The sequence below is a fragment of the Patulibacter ginsengiterrae genome, from assembly GCF_056269115.1.
On record NZ_JBWDOG010000038.1, the window covers coordinates 1 to 3,670 of the forward strand.

General features: G+C 71.1%; 3 protein-coding genes and 1 pseudogene. 2 read left to right on the top strand and 2 right to left on the bottom strand.

Annotation, left to right across the window (positions count from 1 at the left end):
* Nucleotides 1–231: 231 nt before the first annotated feature.
* Complete coding sequence (locus ACVUH9_RS22155) at nucleotides 232–858, bottom strand: TetR/AcrR family transcriptional regulator (RefSeq protein ID WP_475761010.1); 627 nt, start codon at nucleotides 856–858, stop codon at nucleotides 232–234.
* Nucleotides 859–918: 60 nt separating this feature from the next.
* Here ACVUH9_RS22155 and ACVUH9_RS22160 point away from each other — a divergent pair, with 60 nt between their 5' ends.
* Nucleotides 919–1,806: an alpha/beta fold hydrolase gene (locus ACVUH9_RS22160; RefSeq protein WP_475761012.1), complete on the top strand. Its 888-nt coding sequence runs from the start codon at nucleotides 919–921 to the stop codon at nucleotides 1,804–1,806.
* A gap of 29 nt (nucleotides 1,807–1,835) precedes the next feature.
* Nucleotides 1,836–2,168: pseudogene (locus ACVUH9_RS22165) on the top strand (acyl-CoA dehydrogenase family protein); the annotation flags it as partial.
* A gap of 137 nt (nucleotides 2,169–2,305) precedes the next feature.
* On the opposite strand, the gene ACVUH9_RS22170 reads toward ACVUH9_RS22165, so the two are convergent.
* Entirely contained in the window at nucleotides 2,306–2,842 is a 537-nt protein-coding gene (locus tag ACVUH9_RS22170) for a hypothetical protein (RefSeq protein WP_475761014.1), read from the bottom strand.
* Nucleotides 2,843–3,670: the final 828 nt, after the last annotated feature.

Below are 3,670 nucleotides of genomic sequence, written 5' to 3' on the forward strand. Positions count from 1 at the left end.
CGACGCCGTCCTGCTCGGCGGCGCGGGCCACCACCGCCGCCGGATCGCGAACGTGATCGCGCCGGTGCCGGCGACCGCCGAGGCCTGAGCGAGCGAGCGGGCGGCGGGGCGAGGGACGGCCCCGCCGCCGACCGGTTCGATGCGACGCCGTCGGCGTCCACGAACCCGGTCGGCGGCAGGGGCCGCGGGGCGACCCCTTGCGCCCCGACGTCGAGCGTCCGACGCGGGCGGCTAGCGCTCGTCGGTCGCGAGGGCGACGAGCAGGCGGCCGACCACGAACCGCATCTCCTCGCGCGCGGCCGTCGGGTCGTCCGCGCGGGCGACGTAGAGCGCGGCCTCGTCGATCGCGCCGATGATCACGTGGGCCAGCGGCTTGGCCGGCTGTGCGGGAAGCCGCCCGACCTCGATCGCGTGCGCGATCATCGCCTCGACCAGGCCGACGCCGTAGCGCATGCCGATCTCGCGCCAGCGCTCCCAGCCGAGCACCGACGGGGCCTCGATCAGGACGATCCGCTGGACCTCCGGGTCGGCGCAGGCGTCGAGCCAGGCGTTGGCGCCGAGCTCCATCATGGCGATCGGATCGACCGCCTCGTCGGCCCGCTCCTCGGCAGAGACCACCGCCGCGATGCGGGCCATCACGTCGGCCTCCACGGCCTCGAAGACGGCGGCGAACAACTCGGTCTTGTCCGCGAACTGGTGGTACATCGCCCCCCGCGTGACCCCGGCGGCGCGGACGATCGCCTCGGTCCCGACGCCGCTGAAGCCGTGCTCCGCGAAGAGCGGCCGGGCGGCGTGCACGAGGGCGTCCTTGGTCGCGGCCGAGCGATCGGCCTGGGTGCGGGGGCGATTGACTTTCATACAGGCAGTACGTATGTTGCGGAGCAGGTGTACGTCAACCTACTCCGAGGAGCAGTCCGCATGCCCACCGTCACCCTCTCGCACGGGACCGTCGAGTACCGCGTCGCCGGCCCTCCGGACGCCGCCAGGCCGGTCGTCTTCGTCCACGGCTTCCTGGTCGACGGCGCGCTCTGGGCCGGAACCGCCGCGGCGCTCGCCCGCCACGGCGTCCGGTCGTACGCGCCGACCTGGCCGCTCGGCTCGCACACGATCGCGATGGCGGCCGACGCCGACCAGTCGCCGCGGGGCGTCGCCCGGACGGTGATCGAGTTCCTCGAGGCACTCGACCTCGAGGACGTCACCCTGGTCGGCAACGACTCCGGTGGCGCGATCAGCCAGTTCGTGGTCGACACCGACGCCTCGCGGGTCGGCCGGTTGGTGCTGACGAACTGCGACGCCTTCGACCAGTTCCCGCCGGCCCCGTTCGACCGGTTGTTCCGTCTCCTGAGCACGCCACGGCGGGTGCGCCTGGCGCTCGCTCCGATGCGGCTGCGCGTGCTGCGCCACTCGGCGCTGGGCTTCGGGCTGCTCGTCGATCGGCCGCTGCCCGCCGACGTGACCGCGCGCTGGGTCGCACCCTGCCTCGACGACCCGGACGTCCGCCGCGACACCGTCGCCTTCCTGCGGGCCGTCGACCCCGGTGAGCTGCTCGACGTCGCCTCGCGGCTGTCGGGCTTCGCCAAGCCGGTCCTGTTGGTGTGGGGCAGCGCCGACCGGTTCTTCCGGGTCGACCTCGCGCGGCGACTGGCCAAGGTCCTTCCGGACGTGCGCCTGGTCGAGGTCGCTGGCGGCCGGACGTTCCTGCCGCTCGACGAGCCCCAGCGGGTCGCGGACGAGATCGTCGCGGCCGGCTTCGGGGCCTCCACACCGGTCGCGGAGGCCCCTGTGCGCGAGGGGGCCGGGCGCTAGTCGGCGGAGACGGTTGCCTCGGAAGCCGGCGAGCGGGCCGGCGCGACGTGCGCCGGCCCGCCCACGACGTCCAGCTCGCGCGGATCCTGACCTACCACGCGGCCTGGGTCGCGGACGCGGGCGACCCGGCCGAGCTGCCGGTCGCGGCGGCGATGGCCAAGGCCGCCGCCTCCGACGCCGGCCGGACGGTCACCGCCCAGGCGATCCAGCTCCACGGCGGGATCGGCTTCACCTGGGAGGCGGACCTCCACTGGCTGATGAAGCGGGCGCAGATCGACGCCGTCCTGCTCGGCGGCGCGGGCCACCACCGCCGCCGGATCGCGAACGTGATCGCGCCGGTGCCGGCGACCGCCGAGGCCTGAGCGGTCGGCGCCGGCCATCGGCTGTGGGACGTTGCCGCGTCGGCGGCCCACAGCGGACGGTCGACGGGGTTGCACTGCTGGCCCCCGGAGGGCTTCAGCGCCGCTCGGCTCGGGAGAGAGCCGAGCAGCGCTGAACGTCAGCAGTTCGCCATGATGAACTGCCGGACGGAGTCGAAGTCGGCTGAACGAACGGCCTCGTTGAGTTGGGACGCCCAATCTGCCTTGAAGGTGCCCCGGAACGTAGGCCACGTTGGAATGGTCTCCAAGACCCTGATCGTCTGCCCGCTAGCTAGCGAACCTGACGTGGAGGTGGAGTAGACGTACCACTTGCAAGCTGCGTTGAACTCAACGACGGCCTGCATGGCAGCGCGATTGTCGCCGCCCGTCTCCGCAGCCGCTTCCCAGTTGACAGAGATCGGCAAAGGAGCAGGCGTAGGTATCTTGGCGGCGAGCTCGGCCCCGACCCGCCTGAGATCCGAGACATCGGAGTAGTGGGGCGAGAGCGCGGCGCCGTCGATCGAGACCTGAGGAGCTGAGGACAGAGCGCGAGCCTGGTCCACGGAAGTCCGAGCCGTCGCGGCGGCGTTTTGGGACTGCGGCCCGGCCGTATCGGTAGCCACTGCGGACGCAACGAGGCCGAAGGCCGCTCCCAACGTGACGGTCGACGCGATCATGTACTTGCGGTAAGAACGGAGATTAGTGTGCACGGTGTATCGCCTAGTAGAGAAAGTTGCCGTAGAGCCCCGACTGCGTTCCGAAAAGGGAGCGGCCCCGCAGGGCGATGCACGCCGGTGCGTGGTCAGAACCGACGTACGAAATTGTCTTATAGGCGGTGTAATGCGCGCCAATATCGACGATGCCGAACGCGGCGTAATCGCTGCACGAGTTCGTACTGACCCTCGTCGAGTGTGCGGTGTCAACGGTCCAGCGGAATGCCTGGCCCCCATCTCGACCGCTTGTCTGGTAGTGATTCCAGGTCGAGGCACTGCCTTCCAGCAGTGTCCAGGGCCCGACTCCAACGCTGGCTGCAGATGAGGGTGCTGCGCCGATGAGTGCTCCTGCGGCCACAGCGATACACGCCCAGCGGGACGCACGGTTACCAATTCTCATAGATCCTCCTGGTGTTCGGGACGCCGAGGAGGATATCTAGCCTCTAAGTTTTGCGCAAGGCCGAACGTGCGTTTGATGGGCTGGGAACGGTTGATAGATGCAGCTAAAGCGTCAATCCTGCCCATAGTCTCGTGGTTTCCGCGTTTGGAGGGCGCAGCCCGTGGGTTCGCCTTGGCGTGCCCCGCGGTGGCGGTGCAGCCTCGCGACTGCGGCGCACTCCAAGTCTGGCGTTGTCAGTTCGCCGCGGGTGCCGGCTCGGTGCCGACTGGGATCGGCATGGCTGGTGGTCGGCGGGCGGGCCGGGCCAGCGCCAGCGGCCGCCGGCCCCAGAGCGCGCCGGCCAGCAGCGGGCCGCCGACGAGCGCGCCGAGCCGGGTCGCGTTGCCGCCCAT